General features: G+C 35.5%; 17 protein-coding genes. 8 read left to right on the top strand and 9 right to left on the bottom strand.

The features are described from left to right. The first annotated feature begins 65 nt into the window (after positions 1-65). From ACKXGU_RS11240 to ACKXGU_RS11230, 3 genes are read left to right on the top strand one after another with little or no spacing between them, the layout of a single operon-like run. Complete coding sequence (locus ACKXGU_RS11240; protein WP_463465405.1) at positions 66-794, top strand: DUF6090 family protein; 729 nt, start codon at positions 66-68, stop codon at positions 792-794. Between the two features lie 4 nt (positions 795-798). Then, on the top strand, positions 799-1566 hold the full coding sequence (locus ACKXGU_RS11235; RefSeq protein WP_463465404.1) for a DUF6090 family protein: 768 nt from the start codon (positions 799-801) through the stop codon (positions 1564-1566). A 58-nt stretch (positions 1567-1624) separates the two neighbouring features. Next, entirely contained in the window at positions 1625-2074 is a 450-nt protein-coding gene (locus ACKXGU_RS11230; RefSeq protein WP_463465403.1) for a VHS/ENTH/ANTH domain-containing protein, read from the top strand. Positions 2075-2129: 55 nt separating this feature from the next. Here the strand turns inward: ACKXGU_RS11230 and nqrF are convergent, their stop codons facing one another. From nqrF to ACKXGU_RS11200, 6 genes are all read right to left on the bottom strand, one after another. Beyond that, positions 2130-3434, bottom strand: coding sequence for an NADH:ubiquinone reductase (Na(+)-transporting) subunit F (gene nqrF, locus ACKXGU_RS11225; protein WP_463465402.1), 1305 nt, complete (start codon positions 3432-3434; stop codon positions 2130-2132). 1 nt (position 3435) lies between these two features. After that, positions 3436-4149 (bottom strand): NADH:ubiquinone reductase (Na(+)-transporting) subunit E, encoded by a 714-nt coding sequence (gene nqrE / locus ACKXGU_RS11220; RefSeq protein WP_463465401.1) that lies wholly within the window; start codon positions 4147-4149, stop codon positions 3436-3438. A 76-nt stretch (positions 4150-4225) separates the two neighbouring features. Further along, entirely contained in the window at positions 4226-4873 is a 648-nt protein-coding gene (locus tag ACKXGU_RS11215; RefSeq protein WP_463465400.1) for an NADH:ubiquinone reductase (Na(+)-transporting) subunit D, read from the bottom strand. Between the two features lie 3 nt (positions 4874-4876). Continuing rightward, a complete protein-coding gene (locus tag ACKXGU_RS11210; RefSeq protein WP_463465399.1) occupies positions 4877-5629 on the bottom strand; it encodes a Na(+)-translocating NADH-quinone reductase subunit C in 753 nt (250 codons plus the stop codon). Positions 5630-5631: 2 nt separating this feature from the next. After that, the gene (locus tag ACKXGU_RS11205; protein WP_463465398.1) at positions 5632-6831 is read right to left on the bottom strand and encodes an NADH:ubiquinone reductase (Na(+)-transporting) subunit B; all 1200 of its coding nucleotides are present in this window, start codon (positions 6829-6831) and stop codon (positions 5632-5634) included. A gap of 5 nt (positions 6832-6836) precedes the next feature. Then, a complete protein-coding gene (locus tag ACKXGU_RS11200) occupies positions 6837-8192 on the bottom strand; it encodes a Na(+)-translocating NADH-quinone reductase subunit A (protein ID WP_463465397.1) in 1356 nt (451 codons plus the stop codon). A gap of 194 nt (positions 8193-8386) precedes the next feature. On the opposite strand from ACKXGU_RS11200, the gene ACKXGU_RS11195 reads away from it, so the two are divergent. Together ACKXGU_RS11195 and apaG are read left to right on the top strand one after the other, a co-directional pair. Next, a complete protein-coding gene (locus tag ACKXGU_RS11195; RefSeq protein ID WP_463465396.1) occupies positions 8387-9643 on the top strand; it encodes a type IX secretion system plug protein in 1257 nt (418 codons plus the stop codon). 96 nt (positions 9644-9739) lie between these two features. After that, on the top strand, positions 9740-10126 hold the full coding sequence (apaG, locus tag ACKXGU_RS11190) for a Co2+/Mg2+ efflux protein ApaG (protein ID WP_463467432.1): 387 nt from the start codon (positions 9740-9742) through the stop codon (positions 10124-10126). Here the strand turns inward: apaG and ACKXGU_RS11185 are convergent. Then, a complete protein-coding gene (locus tag ACKXGU_RS11185) occupies positions 10123-11115 on the bottom strand; it encodes a DUF6695 family protein (RefSeq protein WP_463465395.1) in 993 nt (330 codons plus the stop codon). The genes apaG and ACKXGU_RS11185 overlap by 4 nt on opposite strands. Further along, on the bottom strand, positions 11112-11834 hold the full coding sequence (locus tag ACKXGU_RS11180) for an NRDE family protein (RefSeq protein WP_463465394.1): 723 nt from the start codon (positions 11832-11834) through the stop codon (positions 11112-11114). The genes ACKXGU_RS11185 and ACKXGU_RS11180 overlap by 4 nt, the downstream gene beginning before the upstream one ends. 147 nt (positions 11835-11981) lie before the next feature. On the opposite strand from ACKXGU_RS11180, the gene pruA reads away from it, so the two are divergent. Beyond that, on the top strand, positions 11982-13607 hold the full coding sequence (gene pruA / locus ACKXGU_RS11175; RefSeq protein WP_463465393.1) for an L-glutamate gamma-semialdehyde dehydrogenase: 1626 nt from the start codon (positions 11982-11984) through the stop codon (positions 13605-13607). Between the two features lie 119 nt (positions 13608-13726). Beyond that, entirely contained in the window at positions 13727-15385 is a 1659-nt protein-coding gene (locus ACKXGU_RS11170) for a T9SS type A sorting domain-containing protein (RefSeq protein WP_463465392.1), read from the top strand. 6 nt (positions 15386-15391) lie between these two features. Here ACKXGU_RS11170 and rsmG read toward each other — a convergent pair whose 3' ends face one another. Further along, the gene (rsmG, locus tag ACKXGU_RS11165; protein ID WP_463465391.1) at positions 15392-16021 is read right to left on the bottom strand and encodes a 16S rRNA (guanine(527)-N(7))-methyltransferase RsmG; all 630 of its coding nucleotides are present in this window, start codon (positions 16019-16021) and stop codon (positions 15392-15394) included. A 140-nt stretch (positions 16022-16161) separates the two neighbouring features. On the opposite strand from rsmG, the gene ACKXGU_RS11160 reads away from it, so the two are divergent. Beyond that, complete coding sequence (locus tag ACKXGU_RS11160) at positions 16162-17265, top strand: fatty acid desaturase family protein (protein ID WP_463465390.1); 1104 nt, start codon at positions 16162-16164, stop codon at positions 17263-17265. The last annotated feature ends 13 nt before the right edge of the window (positions 17266-17278 follow it).

Below are 17278 nucleotides of genomic sequence, written 5' to 3'. Positions count from 1 at the left end.
GATCCTAAAAATAGGTGTTGCGATTATCCCATTAAAAATGAAAGATTGGATTAATAACGAAAATTATGATTAAACTATTTAAAAATATTAGAAAAACACTTCTTAACGAAGGGAAAACCACTAAATACTTTAAATACGCTATTGGCGAAATCGTTTTGGTAGTGATTGGGATTTTAATAGCACTTCAAATAAATAACTGGAACAATAACAGACTCGCTAAACAAGCAGAGATTAGTCAAATTAAACAACTTCTAGAAGATGCTCGTGCAGATTCTATTTTCTTTGAGTCTAGAGCTAATTTTCTAAAACAAACTTACTCCCTTCAAGAAGTGGTTTTAAAAATGTATGATTCTTCTTTGGTCGATTCCATTTCTAAATTAAAGCGTAAAGAAAATTCCACCTTATTCGGATCAAGATTAGCTTATCAATCTCATATTATAGTTAACAACTCTGATGCTGTTGATATTATCAAAAACGACTCCATTGAAAAATATTTAAAACGCTACTATGCTAAATATGAATATGTGGCCGCTGCTATAGAACTTTCTAACAGGATGGGAGAACAATATGCCATACCCCTTTACCTTACATATTCTGAAGAATTTATATCGATTGCCATTGACACTACCATGCGTAGCTATCTAGATCTAATAAAAAATGATGATATTAAACCAAATATTGAATTATCCCAAAGATTTATACTAAACGCGTTAAATCAAGTAACTAAATTTAATACCCAAATTTCAGAATTTATACAAAAACTGGAGGCTTACTTGCAGGAAGTAGAAAACTAATATTATGCTAAAACTCTTCCGCAATATTCGTAAATCATTAGTCATGGAAAATAAATCCACTAAATATTTTAAATACGCTATTGGTGAAATCGTTTTGGTAGTGATTGGGATTTTAATAGCACTTCAAATTAATAATTTGAAGCAAAAGCAAAACAACAGAATCTTAACCATTAGCTATTTAGAAGATTTTAAAAAAGATTTAATTAATGACACCATTATATTCAACAAAGCCATAAAGCGTGCTAGTAATACCATAAAAAAAGATCAAGCTATTCTAAAAATCAATGCATTTAAATCCATTAATTCCGATTCACTCTATAATATATTGAGAGTGCACCACTCCATGCGTATTTATCAAATCAATAATTCAACCTACTCCAAATTACTAAATACTGGTTTCACAGAAGCTAAAGAATATCGAGAACTATTTAATACGATTAATTTGTATTATACCGTTGAATATAAAATTTATGGCGAATACATTGAATGGGATAAAGAACAGACCATTGACATGAATGACAGTGCATTTTTAACTATAAATAGCATTGACCTCTCTGTTCTAGATGAAAACACTGAATTAAATCATATCAATCATCTGGATGAAGAAACTAGAGCTGAGATTATCGAATTTATTCTTTCAAATACATATCGCAATAGATTATTTGCAGATTATACCCGAAAAAGTCGAGTTGTTGAACGAATTCTAATTCAAAAAGAGTTAGCCGCAGATCTTTTAAAACAGATTGACAAAAAACTCAAAATCAAAAATTGAAGTCTGGGTCAAATCGCAAAAAAATATTTTTTGTAACTTTTATTGAAATTTAAAAGCCATGACAACTTCAGTTAGATTTGAATCTGCCATTAATAAACTATACACAGCATTTCACAATAATACCTTGCATCCTGAAGATTGTAAGCAATGTGCGGTTGGAAATATTCTAAACAATCAGGATTTCTGGAAGCATCTCTCGGATGACCATGGCTCTTTAAAACTAAATTATGTTGGCATGGTTAATCAAAAATTAGGCAAACGATTCCATGGATACTCTCCTTTAGAACTATTAAGAATTGAGCAAGCCTTTTTAAAAGGCTGTGGGTATGCTTTACCACTTCATCACAGTAATTCAAAGCCTAACAATCCAACTGCGGCTGACAACCTATTTAACGGCCTCTCTAACGTCGTTAAATTACTGTGTGAGTTAGACCAAATATCCAATATTATGGATTGCTCAAAATTATTTGCGTATCAACCCGAAGAGAAAGACTTCGTTTTAAACTAAAATAAAAACCCAACACTTTCGTATTGGGTTTCATTATTATGTAAGATTATAGAGTTTATCCTCCAAAATCGTCAAATCGAATGTTCTCATCAGGGATTCCAAAATCTTCACCCATTTTTTGAACAGCTTGGTTCATTAATGGCGGTCCACAGAAATACAATTCTATATCTTCTGGTGACTCATGATGATTTAAATAATTATCAATAACACAATTATGAATAAACCCTACAAATCCGTCTCCAGGTGCATCAATATTTTCTTTGACTTTCCAATTGTCTTCTTCCAATGGTTCTGATAATGCCAAATAGAACTTGAAGTTAGGAAAATCCCTTTCTAACGCACGGAAATGCTCTAAATAAAATAACTCTCGTTTAGAACGTCCTCCGTACCAATAGGTAACTTTACGACCAGTTTTTAAGGTTTTGAACAAATGGTATAAGTGCGAACGCATTGGTGCCATACCTGCACCACCACCAACATAAAGCATTTCAGCATCAGACTCGTTGATAAAGAATTCACCATAAGGACCTGAAATAATAACCTTATCTCCTGGTTTTTGGTTAAAAATATAAGACGAAGCCACACCTGGATTTACATCCATCCATCCATTTTTATTTCGATCCCAAGGTGGTGTAGCAATACGAACGTTTAACATAATATCACGACCTTCAGCTGGGTAAGAAGCCATCGAGTAAGCTCTTTCAACTGTTTCATCATTTTTCATGACTAATGGCCACAAGCCAAATTTATCCCATTCTGCCTGAAACTTATCGGGTGTTTCATGCTCTTCAGGATGCGCCGTAATATCTATATCTTCATACTTAACCGTACATGGTGGAATTTCAATTTGAATATATCCACCAGCCTTGTAGTTCATGTCTTCTGGAATCCTTACAACAAATTCCTTGATAAAGGAGGCTACATTATAGTTACGCACCACTTCAGCTTCCCATTTCTTGATACCAAACACTTCTTCCGGAATGGTAATTTCCATGTCCTGCTTTACTTTTACTTGACAAGCCAAACGCGCACCATGTTGCAATTCTTTACGAGTAAAATGAGGCGTTTCAGTAGGAAGTGCTTCACCACCACCTTCTAATACATGACACTCACATTGAATACAGGTTCCACCACCTCCACAAGCCGATGGTAAAAATATTTTTTGGTTTCCTAGTGTTGACAATAACGTACCACCCGAAGCCACTTCAATTTCTTTTTCACCATTTATTTTAATTTTAACTGGTCCAGAAGGTGATAATTTTTGTTTTACAAATAATAATAATGCAACCAACAACAACGTAACTATTAAAAATGCTACAACGGTTGTGGTAATTATTCCAAAGTCTATTGCTAATATCATGTTACTCGATTACTTTAGTGTTGTTAGCCAATTCTTTTTCAGTATCCTTCAGCTCATCCATTTGAGCAGATTTATTTTCTTTTTCTCCTTCATCATCTCCACCAGTTAACATACCACCGAAACTCATAAAACCGATAGCCATTAAACCCGTAATGATAAATGTAATTCCCAATCCTCTCAAGGCTGGTGGTACATTAGAATAACGGATTTTTTCGCGGATAGCGGCAATGGCTAAAATGGCTAAAAACCATCCTATACCTGAACCTATACCATAGGTTGTTGCCAATCCTAAAGTCGGTATTTCACGAGATTGCATAAACAAAGAACCTCCTAAAATAGCACAGTTTACTGCAATTAATGGCAAGAAAATACCAAGTGAATTATATAGTGAAGGTGAAAACTTTTCAACAACAATTTCTACTAATTGTACCATAGTTGCTATAGTAGCAATAAACATGATAAACGATAAGAAACTTAAGTCATATGTAGCATACTCCTCACCCAACCAAGACAATGCTCCTGGTTGTAATAAATATTGGTCCAATAGCCAGTTTAAAGGAACTGTAATAGCTAGTACAAATATAACCGCAGCACCCAAGCCTACAGCTGTTGAAACCTTTTTAGATACGGCCAAGTAAGAACACATTCCAAGGAACGTGGCAAATACCATGTTATCTATAAATATCGATTTTAAAAATAATTCTAAATGTTCCATATATTTTTTAGTATTCAGTATTCAGTTTTCAGTTTTTAGTAAATGCTTACTGCCACTGTCCGCTGCATACTAATTTTTAATGATCTTCTACTAATGCTTTGTTTCTTGTACGTTGTACCCAGATAATAATTCCTACAACAATCAAGGCCATAGGCGATAACAACATAAAACCATTGTTCTCATAACCTATTGAATACAACCCTGTTTTCTCAATGGGGTCTCCCAATACTGGGATTCCTAGAAGGGTTCCAGAACCTAATAATTCTCTAAAAAATCCAACAATAATCAATATTGCCCCATAACCAGCAGCATTACCAATACCATCAAGAAATGAACGCCAAGGACCATTACCTAAAGCAAATGCCTCAAAGCGCCCCATGATGATACAGTTTGTGATGATTAATCCAACGAATACTGATAATGTTTTACTCAATTCATAAGCAAATGCTTTTAACACTAAATCAACTATGATTACAAGAGTTGCAACTACAATTAGTTGCGCAATAATTCTAATCTTACTTGGGATGATATTTCTCATTAATGAGATAACAACGTTACCCACACCCAATACAAACATTACAGAAACAAACATCACTATTGACGCTTCAAGTTCAGCAGTAATAGCCAACGCGGAACAAATACCCAAAACCTGAATGGTAATCGGGTTATTATCAGCTAACGGATCTGTAATTAATTTGGCATCTTTTTTTGATAAAAGTCCCATAAATTAGTTGTTTTTTAAGTTTTTAAAATAAGGTACATAAAGCTTCAAATCACTCTTTACCATAGCAGAAACACCATCACCTGTAATGGTTGCACCAGCAATAGCATCTACTTCGTTATCTTCCTTGTCTTTGTTGGTTGGATCAGCATTACTTTTAGACACGGTAACACCGGCAAAATTACCATTGGCATCCAAAAGGTGTTCACCAATAAAATCGTCCATAAAGAAACGCTGCTTGATATTAGCCCCTAAACCTGGCGTCTCACCTTTATGATCAAAATAAGCCCCTTGGATAACCATATTTTCATCCATAGAAACATATCCCCAAATGGCATCCCAAAGCCCTTTACCAAAAATTGGTGCTATATAATACGTTTGTCCGTCTTTCTCTCCAATAAACAATGGCAAGCGTCTTGAATAATCACCTTTTTTAGCAGCTGATTTTTCTTTCTTAACATCTATTAAATAAGCCTGGTCATCTTCAGTTACTTGTCCATCTTGAATAACCAATTGTTTTTTAATAAATTCTGAAAACGCTTGAGGCGCTTTATCAGTAGAGATAAACGTCGCACTGCTCTCATCATTTTCATTTACACCCATGGCGTATAGGATATTCTGTTGTTTCTCCAAACGCTTGTTTTCAGAAATGGTAGGCTCTAATGATGATGCTGCGAAAGCCAATAAAGAACCCACAATAACAACCATAGCAATTGCAAAGATGATTGTATATATATTTGAATCTGTTTTATTACTCATAATTACGCCGTTTTAACTTTTAAACGCTTCATACGTCGTTTGACATTTCCTTGAACTACATAGTGGTCAATGGTAGGTGCAAATACATTCATTAGTAAAATTGCCAACATCACACCTTCTGGATAAGCTGGGTTAAATACTCTAATAAGTATAGATATAAAACCAATTAAAAATCCATATATCCATTTACCTTTATTGGTTTGAGAGGCTGTAACAGGATCTGTGGCCATAAACACAGTACCAAAGGCAAAACCACCAATAATCAAGTGATGCCACCACGTCGTACTCATTAAACCATAAAACTTGCTGGATTCTGTAATCCATTCTGCATTAACGACACCATTGAAAATCAATCCCATAGCCAATGCTCCCATAACAGATGAAAGCATGATTCTCCAACTTCCAATTTTAGTAAATATCAAGAATAATCCTCCTAGTAAAATTAAAAGCGTTGATGTTTCACCAACCGATCCAGGTATAAATCCATAAAACATATCGGCTACTGAATAACCTAAATCTTTTCCTTGGGCTAAACCTCCTAAAATAGTTTCACCAGAAATGGCATCCAAATCAGCACCCGCAGCTATTTCATTGGCTCTTTCAACAGCGCCATGAACCCAAACCTTATCACCCGACATCCATGTTGGATATGCAAAGAACAAGAATGCACGAATAGTTAAAGCCGGATTCAGAATATTCATTCCAGTTCCACCAAATACTTCTTTTCCAATAACAACACCAAAAGCCACGGCAACAGCCAACATCCAAAGTGGCGTATCAACTGGCACAATTAACGGCACAAGCATTCCTGTTACCAAGTAACCTTCTTCCACTTCATGCTTTTTGATAACTGCGAATAAAAACTCAATAGCCAGACCAACCCCATAAGAGACAATTACCAATGGTAATACTTTGATTAAACCAATGTAAAAGGCATCCCATGATAAAAATTCAACTGGAGTTCCGAATGCAGCATAATGCTGATATCCAGCGTTGAACATACCAAAAATCAAACATGGCACCATAGCCATGATCACCGTGTTCATCGTACGTTTTAAGTCATCTGCTGCCTTAATATGAGTACCGTTATGTGTCGTCTCATTAGGCAAATATAAAAAGGTATGGATTGCATTAAATGCAGGAGCCATTTTGGTACCTTTATACTTCTCTTTTAAATTATGTAATGTACTTTTTAAACCCATAGCTACTATCCTATTTCTTTAATCATAACGTCCAACCCTTTTCTAATGATATCTTGATGTGGTTGTTTAGAAACGCAAATAAATTCAGTTAAAGCAAAATCTTCTGGAGCAACCTCATACATACCCAATGCCTCCATTTCATCTAGATCGTTATACATACAAGCTTTGAGAATTTGTAATGGATAAATATCTAGCGGAAAAACTTCCTCATAGTTACCAGTTAGCACAAACGCTCGGTGCTCACCATTGGTATTGGTATCTAAATCATATTTCTTGTTTGGCGTTAACCATGAGAAAGTCATGGCTCTTGACGTAGAAATCTTGTTGAAAACAGGTTTATTCCATCCAAAAAACTCATAATCATCGCCTTCAGGAATAACTGTAATCGTATTGCTATAATAGTCTAAAGCGCCATCTGGCTTCACTTGCTTCCCTGTCAATACATTACCTGAAATAATGCGGTCATTTCCATCTTTATCCACGCCATTATCATAAACCATAGTAGCAACTTCACTACCTATTTTGGTTTTGAAATATCTTGGTTTTTTGACCGACGAACCCACCAAAGCCACAATCCGTTCAGCATTGAATTGACCAGTTAATAACAGTTCACCGATAATTACCAAATCTTGAGCGTTCACAGTCCAAACAACTTCGCCTTTATTTACAGGATCAATTTTATTGATTAAGGTTCCCACATTACCTGATGGGTGAGGCCCAGAAACTCGGTGCAATGTAATGCCATGCAATCCAGCTAGAGGTGATTGCGAACTTTTACCAACAGAAACATGAACTTGGCCTTCTGTCATTTTACCTAAAGCAGTAATCGCAGCTTGTAATTCAGCTTCTTTACCCTGAAGCACATAGTCCAAATCAGCAGCCAAAGGCGCGCTGGCGTAACCAGAAATAAAAATGGATTTTGGCGACTTGTTAGGATTGGCAATAACATCGTAAGGACGTTGTTTTATAAATGGCCAACAACCTGTAGCCAGCAAATGCGCTTTAACGGCATTTCCATCTGCAACATCCAAATCAAACTTACCATTATCTTGATAAGACTGTGGTTTGTCAGCTTGTATTTTAATAGCCATTATACGTCTTCTTTCACCACGATTGACCTCAATAACTTCACCAGAAACAGGTGAAACAAATTTCATAGCCTCATTATCCTTGTTATAGAATACTGTTTCTCCGGCTTTTAATCTGGTCCCTTCTTTGGCAACTAATTTTGGAATGATTCCGTGAAAGTCTTCAGGTCTAATGGTGCAAGTATTGCTAATTATCGCATTTTCAGTCGCTTTTTCAGCCGCACCTTTAAGTTTGATGTCTAGACCTTTTTTAATCTTAATGTCGTTTGACATACTTATAAATCTATTTGTTAATAGTAAAATATAAATGTGATTTTCAATCAACTCGAAAAATCCGTGCAAATTTACGAATTTCTATACGAAAACATACTAGAGATTCATTTGATTTGCTATTTATATTTGTTCTAAATAGCAAATCTGCTTTAGGCACAAATTTTGATTATCTTTATGCTTTAAAACACGTTTAAATGGCATATCGCTCACTTTGTCTATTAGGTTTACTTTTCATTCCATATCTACTCATATCACAAGTTGAACAGGAATTAAATCCTCCAGACTTCATCAAGACTATCACATTTCAAGGGCAAACCAACGAAAGCCAACTCCCCATTTTGAGATTAGGGGAAAATCTGTTATTGGAATTTGATGCCCTTAATGGCAATGAAGATGATTTTTATTACAAAATTGAGCATTTTAATTACGACTGGACACCCTCACAACTGATGAAGACCGAATTTTTGAGCGGTTACGACAACCAACGTATTCGTCATTATGAGAATTCGTTCAATACCTATCAAATATACTCGCATTATATGTTACGTTTACCTAATGAACGCACAAGAGGCCTGAAAGTATCGGGGAATTATATGGTTAAGGTGTTTAACGATCTAGACGAATTGGTTTTCTCAAGAAAATTCATGGTTAATGAAAATAATGCTGGAGTTGGTGTAGCTATAAAACGTTCACGTGATGTTAGGTTTATTGAGCAAAAGCAAAGTGTGGATATTGTGATTAATTCCAATAGTATGCAATTGAGTAATCCGACCCAAACCGTCAACACGGTGATTATCCAAAATAACAATTTAAACACAGCTATTTACAACGTAAAACCTCAATACAGCATTGGCAATGAACTGATTTACAAGTATAACACCGAAACGAGTTTCTTCGCTGGAAACGAATATTTTTTCTTTGAAAATAAAGATATACGTGGTGCCAATTCAAACATTCAATTTATTGAATTGGGAGATTTGTACAATAATTATTTATTTACAAATGTGGTTAGAAGGAATAATCCCTACACATATAACCCAGATATAAACGGTAACTTTCTAATTACCGCTATTGATGTTGAGAAACCCTACATTGAAGCAGATTACGCCTGGATCCATTTTTCACTACTTTGCAATAAGCTACCTAATAACCAATCCCTTCATGTCTACGGAAACTTTAATAACTACGCTATTGATGACAGTACAAAAATGACCTACAATGATAAGCATAGTATTTACGAAGTACCTATATTGCTAAAACAAGGATTTTACAATTATAAATATGTCGTTGTGAACAACACTACTAGCAAGCTGGACGAAGGAGCCATTGGTGGGAACTATTGGCAGACTGAAAACGACTATAAAGTCGTTGTTTATTATCGTGATTTGGGCGGTCGCTATGACCGTATTATCGGTGTTGGACAAGGCAATTCGGTTGATATATCTAATTAAAAAGGTATTTAATCGACTAATTGCTCATTTTTTTTATTATCCCTTTATTTTTCTTACTTTAGCTACTCTCAAAACCCTTTGAACACTTATAATAGCATGGTTCAGCAAATAACAAAAGGCATTAAAATTTCGGTTGAAACGAATTTTGAAGGCACGTTTTATAAAAACTATAAAATACAGTTTGCTTATGGCTACAAAGTAACCATTGAAAACCAAAGCAAAGATTCCGTGCAACTCTATGCTAGAGAATGGATCATTCTAGATGCTTTAAACAACAAAGAATTGGTTTCTGGCGAGGGTGTTATTGGTAAAAAGCCTGTTTTGAAACCAGGTGAATCACACACTTATACTTCAGGAAGCTTGTTAACCTCTCCTTTTGGTGCTATGTATGGTTTTTACAGTATGATTAATTTAGCTACGACTCAAAAATTTAAAGTAGCTATTCCCAGTTTTAAATTAAGCGCCCCTTTTGCACTCAATTAGTCCTTTTTATTAAACCGATATACTTTACCTCGTTGCTCAATGTGAAAAAATTGACAGTTTGAGTAATGAATAAATTGGTAAGGATCATGATACTTGAAAGATCGGTCTTCAACTTTAAAAACATCTTCCACATCAATATTCCCATAAGGTGAAATACGCCTAAACAAATACTCATGTTCCAACTCATCATTACGGAGTTCAAACCATGCACCAGCAGCAATACCCGATAACCATTGCGCATGCGCTTCCAAAAAACCAACTGGCTTTGGTAGTCTCGTACCAATTTCATTGGGAACATGATCTGTTAATCTATCAAGGAATAACTGCTGGTTTAATTTTCCCACTGTCGAATTAAATTTTTCAATATTCCCGGAATCATCAACCTGATATACATGGTTTTCAGTATCGGCAAACACCACATTTCCAACAGTACTAGGTGTAAACCATTTGGACCTAATCAATTTTCGTTTTATTGATTCATTTGTAACCGAAGCGATTAGTGAATCTGTCACAAATCGCGCACAATTACAAGCATCTTTAACGAAAGCCGCATATTGTATAAAATGTTTATTCTGCATTTTAGTAATATGCTGTCTGGCCAAATCATAGTTGATTGATTGGCAAACGCTAGCATATAACGTTCCGTCACCATGTGTTAATTTCGGATTGGTTGCTAAAAATTGTAATATATCCTTTAAGTTGACAATTTCATTGTTCTCCATTTTTGCCTTAATAGGAAAGTCCAACTCATTATCGGTTGTTTTCCCGCGAACACGGCCATTGGGTTCTGGCGTGATATATCTTCCAAAATCGTGATACTCCAGTTCTCCTGTCTCTTTGTTTATCAAAACCAAAGCCGCATGACCAGCACGAACATGCGTCTTGTTCCCAATGCCAACATACTTTAAATAAGGTGAATACCATTCGTCCGCATGCATGACTATGGTCTCTGGATAGGCTAATGTCAAAATTATTCCTGTATTGTTCATTTCTTAACAGAAAATAGGTTTAGGGATTTTGATGTATGTTGATTGGTTTTTAGATCTCTATAATCCATGGTCACCCAATCCTCATCTTTGTGCACGCGCGTTATACTGGTAGTTTTCACAAATTGACGGTCCATAATAACACCGTAATTTATATTTCCCTTCCCAGCTGTTTGATGGAAATCATATAATGATTCTGGATTTAAAATGTTGGATTGCTGAAATTCTTGAAACCAATTCCGGCGTTCTTGACGCATACGTTCATTATACAATGTCGATGATGACCAAATATGTGGTAGCTTCTCCAATGACTTAAAATGCTTTTGGCTACCATCCCAAACCAATTCATAAAAATCTAAACTCTCATTCCAATCTACAATGACCATAGTAAATGGCTCAATATCCATAAATTCGTAATCCGCTACAGCATTTTGAATAGTATCACAACACAACAAATCCTTAACCGCTATTCCTCTACTTTGTCTATATTCTGCTTTTCGCTCATGAATTTCAAATCCGCCATTAAGCAAACAAATCAATCGATTTTGTTCACTTAAACCAATCCATGTTCCATTGGATAGTATATCTTTCGGAAATAGCAACTGCTTATCTTTATAAGTAAAAAATTCAGGAATCGTCGAAACTCTTGAAGGTGCTTCATCTCTGTTGGAAATAAGCACAAAATCATCATTTTCTAATGGAACCAATGTTACTGTACACATAAACCCTATAGTCAACTATAATACTAGCAACTTACAAAAAAATACAAACTTTTAACGTGCTTTTAAGAGGCTTTCTACTCAAAAAATAGCTAAAAAAATCGTACCTTTGCACCTCGAATTTTAAATAACTTAAAAATCAAAATACCCATGGGAAAAGGATTCTTTAATGTACCAATTGCAGTAAACGAACCTGTAAAAACATATGCTCCAGGATCACCTGAAAGAGATGCCGTATTGCAAGAATATAAAAAGATGTTCAATAGCCAGATAGATGTACCAATGTATATCAATGGACAGGATGTTACAACTGGAAACACAAGAACCATGTCACCACCTCATGATCACAAACATGTTGTTGGAACTTATAATGTAGCTGAAAAGCATCATATTGATGAAGCCATAGCAACTGCATTAGAAGCTAGAAAAACCTGGTCTCAATTACCATGGGAGCAACGTGCAGGTATTTTCTTGAAAGCTGCCGAATTAATTGCTGGACCATATAGAGCCAAGATTAATGCCGCAACTATGATTGCCCAATCCAAGACTATTCACCAAGCTGAAATCGATTCGGCTTGCGAATTAATAGATTTTTTACGTTTTAATGTTCAGTTTATGACGGATATCTATGCTGAACAACCTGAAAGCACTAGTGATGCTTGGAACAGAATTGAATATCGTCCGCTAGAAGGTTTTACCTATGCCGTCACACCTTTCAATTTTACAGCCATTGCAGGAAACTTACCGTCTTGTATGGCGCTTATGGGTAATGTGGTTGTTTGGAAGCCAAGCGATAGCCAGATATATTCAGCTAAAGTCATTATGGATGTATTTAAGGAAGCTGGAGTACCCGATGGTGTTATTAATGTGGTTTTTGGTGACCCTGTTATGATTACCGATACCGTTATGGCAAGTCCTGATTTTTCTGGGTTACACTTTACAGGATCAACATTCATATTCAAAGAGCTTTGGAAAAAAATAGGTAATAACATTCACAACTATAAAACGTATCCTAGAATTGTTGGTGAAACAGGAGGCAAAGATTTTATAGTTGCTCACAAATCGGCTAATCCAAAGCAAGTTGCAACAGCCATATCACGAGGTGCCTTTGAATTCCAAGGTCAAAAATGCAGTGCTGCATCTCGTGCCTACGTTCCAAATAACATTTGGGAGGATGTTAAAAATTATGTTATCGAAGATGTCAATTCATTCAAAATGGGCTCACCAGAAGACATGAGCAATTTTATCACTGCTGTTATCCATGAAGGTTCATTCGATAAATTGGCGAAGTATATTGATGCAGCCAAAGCTGATGCTGATGCCGAAATCATTGCTGGTGGAAATTACGATAAATCCAAAGGATATTTTATTGAGCCAACAGTAATAGTAACTACTAATCCAAAATACACAACCATGTGTACAGAGTTGTTTGGTCCTGTGATTACAATATACGTTTATGATGCCGAGAAATATTCTGAAACATTAAAATTGGTTGATGAAACCAGTGAATATGCTTTAACCGGAGCTATTATGGCTACTGAACGTTATGCTATTGACGAAGCCACAAAAGTACTGCAAAACAGTGCCGGTAATTTCTATATCAATGACAAACCAACTGGTGCTGTTGTTGGCCAACAACCTTTTGGTGGTGCTAGAGCATCTGGAACAAACGATAAAGCAGGTAGTGCACAAAACTTATTACGTTGGGTATCACCTAGAATGATTAAAGAAACCTTTGTGACTCCAACAGATTACAGATATCCATTTTTAGGATAACTCTTGAATAATCAAATACTTAAAACCCTCAAGAAATTTCTTGAGGGTTTTTTATTGGTAAAATACCACAATTCTTTTTTGTATATTAATATGCTTTTCAACTAATCAATTTTGATGCTATGAAAAAAATTACTTTCCTATTTCTTGTAATGATATCCTCAACCTTTTTTGCTCAAACACCTGGTGAAGTTAGTGCGCTTACTTCAATAGATGCCACTATTCCTTACCAAGGATATGACGAATCAGAACCCTTGCTGGGTTCTGGAGAATATAAAATTTTCTACGACAATATTGATGGCGTACTTGATAAGCCTATTTTCTTTGTTGACGGCTTTGATCCAAACGATACGAGAGATATTGACTCCATGTATAGTCTTTTAAACTATGGCGGTTCTGGAGAAAATTTAGGTGATATTGTTAGAGATGAAGGTTATGATTTAGTAGTATTAAATTTCCCTGAAGAATATTTCAGCCCTACTGATGGTACTTCAATAATTAAAGGAGGTGCTGATTATATTCAACGAAATGCGTTTATTTTGGTTGAACTAATCAACACCATTAATGCTAATAAAGTTATGGGCGCAGAAGCTAATGTGGTTATTGGACCAAGCATGGGTGGACTAATTTCTCGCTATGCTTTAGCCTATATGGAAGATCAAAGCATGGATCATGATACGCGTTTATATATTTCATTCGACTCGCCTCATTTAGGCGCCAATGTCCCAATTGGTCTACAATATATGTTTAACTATATGGTTAATGGAGATCCCGGAATTTCAGATGCCGAACCATTAGTTTCTGGATTGCTGAATAGTCCAGCTGCCAAACAAATGCTCATTGACCACTATTTAGGACATGTAGATTCTGGAGGTATTAATCAAGATGGGACAACACCAACTCCAAAAGGAGCACCTAATTTTAGAGATAATTTTCAAACCGAATTGGATGCTTTAGGCTTCCCGCAGAATGTTCGCAATGTCTCCATAACCAATGGTAGCGGAACAGGTGAGTTAACAGGAACTCCAGGAATGGAACTCATTAGTCATACATTTAATACAGGAGTAGTAAGTGGATTTAACACTAGAGCGATTATTGATGTTCACTTTACGCCTGAAGCAGGTCAAAACATTGAGGTTACTAATTTTATTGGTCAAGCCTTTGTTATCATTGTTTGGGTTACTGGTTTTGAATACATAGCAACATCTGAATCAACCAGTGATTCTGATGGTTTGGACAGTGCTCCTGGTGGACAATTTGACCTTTATGCTTTTGATGATGGTACCAATCCATTGATTACGGAGTTTGTCAATAATTTGAACTCTCAATATTTTGACTTCATACCCACATTAAGTGGTTTGGCAATTGATACTAATACAGATTGGTACTCTATTCCAAACGTGAATGATTCCCCATTTGCCAATACTTTCATACCCACAAGCAATGAGCCACATGTCACTTTAACAGAAGGCAATGTAGCGTTTGCTCTAGAGGAAATCAGAGGAGAGACACTAGGTAATAATGAAATCTTAATAGCAATTAACAGTATTAAACTGCAACAAAACCCAATTTCAAATGAGCTGATTCTGTTAAGTGATAAAAACTATCCCAATGCCTCATTATCGATAACCGACATGACTGGCAAACTTGTTTTTAACAACAGAATAGATTTGTCCAGTCGTAATAACATCAATGTTAATCTGGCATCGGGATTGTATGTTTTAAACGTCCAAACACAAGAAAACTATTCGCTTAAAACAAGAATTATTGTAAACAATTGAGGTATTTTAGACCTTAAATTTTATCGGTAGATGCACCACTTTTTTGGTTTCAAAAAAATCTTCTGAATAAAAATCGGAAATGTTATAGATTTTGGCAGTTTTATAATCTTGTAATTCTTCGACCAAATCACCACCTTTTAAATACAAGATACCATTTTTGAGCTCGTGGTTTTGTTTTTTTGCTACTTTCCCTTTTATCCAATGCACAAATGTAGGCATGGCTGCAACTGCCCTACTGACAATAAAATCGTAGGTATCATTAATATCTTCAACACGAGTATGGGTTGTTTTGACATTTTCCAGACCCAATCCCTCTACAACCTCCTCAACAACCTTAAGTTTTTTGGCTATACTATCAACTAAATGAAATGAGCATTCGGGAAATAATATCGCCAAAGGAATCCCTGGAAATCCACCACCTGTCCCAACATCCATAATTTTAGTGCCATCCTTAAATTCAATAACCTTTGCGATAGCCAATGAATGTAATACATGTCGGAGATACAATTCATCAATATCCTTACGAGAAACTACGTTGATTTTTAGGTTCCAATCTTGATATAATGATTCTAATTTTCGGAATTTAATGACCTGATCATCAGTTAAATTTGGAAAATATTTAAGAATTAGCTCCATTTCATTGAATTTTCAACAAAAGTAACCATTTTTTGTGCATATTTTTATGAAAACTTTATGTCGGAGCAGACCTATATTAGTTATCTTTGGCAGCATAAGTTAACTTGGTTTAGTACCAAATTTGATTTAATAGCAACAGCATGACAAAACAAACACTATCTTTTTCAAGAACGGATTCTGCAAAATTCTTCAGAACATTGAACAAACGTGTTAATGCCTACTTTAAAGACAATAACATCAAACGCACCGGAAACTGGAAACTATGGTTAAAGACCATAGTCATGTTTTCCTTGTTTTTAGCTCCTTACTTTTTAATTCTAACCCTTAATATTCCTGGTTGGGCTCAATTACTATTAACAATTGTTATGGGAATTGGTATGGCTGGAGTTGGTATGAATGTGATGCATGATGGAAATCATGGATCCTACTCCAACAAAGAATGGATTAACCGACTCATGGGAAGTAGTATTTATATTCTGGCTGGTAACGTCTACAATTGGAAAGTACAGCATAATGTACTTCATCACACCTATACCAATATCCATGGGCATGATGAGGATTTGGAGGCAGGTAGAATTTTACGTTTTACAGAACATTCTGAATGGAAATGGCATCATAAATTTCAGCACTATTATTCAGTTTTACTTTATGGATTGTTAACAATTAATTGGGCCATAACCACAGACTGGCAGCAAATGAAGCGTTACATGCAACGCAAACTTTCTTATGGTAAATTCCCTAATCCTGTTTGGAACTGGAGTAAACTAGTAATCTCAAAACTAATTTATGTGGGTATATGGATTGTGATTCCAATGCTGTTTTTAGATATTGCCTGGTGGAAAATACTTATCGGTTTCTTCGTGATGCATTACACGGCCGGACTCATTTTAAGCGTGGTATTTCAATTGGCCCATGTTATGGAAGATGCCGAAATGCCATTACCTGAAGAATGTGGCACCATGAAAAATTCTTGGGCAGTGCACCAACTGAAAACAACAGTTAATTTTTCAACTAAAAATCGTATTGTGAATTGGTTTACAGGTGGTTTGAATCATCAGGTGGAGCACCATATATTCCCGCATATTAGTCATATTCACTATACCAAAATATCTAAAATAGTTAAAGAAACGGCTAAAGAGTTTAATTTACCTTACAACGAATATAAAACAACCCGTAAGGCTGTAATAGCTCATTTCAAACATCTGAAAGAAATGGGAATGAGACCAGTTACACTGCAGGCCTAATCAATCATATCAA

Source organism: Hanstruepera sp. CR43, assembly GCF_055227665.1.
The sequence above is the reverse complement of the archived record's forward strand: the minus strand, read 5'-3'. Positions and strand labels throughout refer to the sequence as shown.

What these genes read in the sequence shown, in the direction of transcription:
- ACKXGU_RS11240 (WP_463465405.1), top strand. Translation starts at nt 66, where the DNA reads ATGATTAAACTATTTAAAAATATTAGAAAAACACTTCTTAACGAAGGG.
- ACKXGU_RS11235 (WP_463465404.1), top strand. Translation starts at nt 799, where the DNA reads ATGCTAAAACTCTTCCGCAATATTCGTAAATCATTAGTCATGGAAAAT.
- ACKXGU_RS11230 (WP_463465403.1), top strand. Translation starts at nt 1,625, where the DNA reads ATGACAACTTCAGTTAGATTTGAATCTGCCATTAATAAACTATACACA.
- nqrF (WP_463465402.1), bottom strand. Translation starts at nt 3,434, where the DNA reads ATGATATTAGCAATAGACTTTGGAATAATTACCACAACCGTTGTAGCA.
- nqrE (WP_463465401.1), bottom strand. Translation starts at nt 4,149, where the DNA reads ATGGAACATTTAGAATTATTTTTAAAATCGATATTTATAGATAACATG.
- ACKXGU_RS11215 (WP_463465400.1), bottom strand. Translation starts at nt 4,873, where the DNA reads ATGGGACTTTTATCAAAAAAAGATGCCAAATTAATTACAGATCCGTTA.
- ACKXGU_RS11210 (WP_463465399.1), bottom strand. Translation starts at nt 5,629, where the DNA reads ATGAGTAATAAAACAGATTCAAATATATATACAATCATCTTTGCAATT.
- ACKXGU_RS11205 (WP_463465398.1), bottom strand. Translation starts at nt 6,831, where the DNA reads ATGGGTTTAAAAAGTACATTACATAATTTAAAAGAGAAGTATAAAGGT.
- ACKXGU_RS11200 (WP_463465397.1), bottom strand. Translation starts at nt 8,192, where the DNA reads ATGTCAAACGACATTAAGATTAAAAAAGGTCTAGACATCAAACTTAAA.
- ACKXGU_RS11195 (WP_463465396.1), top strand. Translation starts at nt 8,387, where the DNA reads ATGGCATATCGCTCACTTTGTCTATTAGGTTTACTTTTCATTCCATAT.
- apaG (WP_463467432.1), top strand. Translation starts at nt 9,740, where the DNA reads ATGGTTCAGCAAATAACAAAAGGCATTAAAATTTCGGTTGAAACGAAT.
- ACKXGU_RS11185 (WP_463465395.1), bottom strand. Translation starts at nt 11,115, where the DNA reads ATGAACAATACAGGAATAATTTTGACATTAGCCTATCCAGAGACCATA.
- ACKXGU_RS11180 (WP_463465394.1), bottom strand. Translation starts at nt 11,834, where the DNA reads ATGTGTACAGTAACATTGGTTCCATTAGAAAATGATGATTTTGTGCTT.
- pruA (WP_463465393.1), top strand. Translation starts at nt 11,982, where the DNA reads ATGGGAAAAGGATTCTTTAATGTACCAATTGCAGTAAACGAACCTGTA.
- ACKXGU_RS11170 (WP_463465392.1), top strand. Translation starts at nt 13,727, where the DNA reads ATGAAAAAAATTACTTTCCTATTTCTTGTAATGATATCCTCAACCTTT.
- rsmG (WP_463465391.1), bottom strand. Translation starts at nt 16,021, where the DNA reads ATGGAGCTAATTCTTAAATATTTTCCAAATTTAACTGATGATCAGGTC.
- ACKXGU_RS11160 (WP_463465390.1), top strand. Translation starts at nt 16,162, where the DNA reads ATGACAAAACAAACACTATCTTTTTCAAGAACGGATTCTGCAAAATTC.